At 32.4% G+C, this 259-nt stretch carries 1 pseudogene; it reads left to right on the forward strand.

The features are described 5' to 3' along the window. Positions 1-89: 89 nt before the first annotated feature. A pseudogene (locus tag V7659_RS30030) lies at positions 90-259 on the forward strand (tagaturonate reductase); the annotation flags it as partial.

A 259-nucleotide genomic window follows, 5' to 3' on the forward strand; every position in this document is an offset into this window, starting at 1 on the left:
CTGTTAGTTTTATTCCTTTTATTGATGATAAAATAAAGTTATATATTGTTAACGCTTTCAGATTTGAATGAAAAGTGAGGATTAATTAAATGCAAAAATTAACGAAGGAAACCTGGGCTGATTACAGGGAATATCCGGAAAAAGTCATACAGTTTGGTGAGGGAAATTTTTTAAGGGGCTTTGTTGATTGGAAAATCGACAAAATGAATAAAGAAGCAAATTTTAATGGCAGTGTCGTAGTCGTTCAGCCAAGAGAACA

This window comes from Neobacillus drentensis (assembly GCF_036966985.1).
Taxonomy (GTDB): Bacteria; Bacillota; Bacilli; order Bacillales; family Cytobacillaceae; genus Neobacillus; species Neobacillus drentensis_E.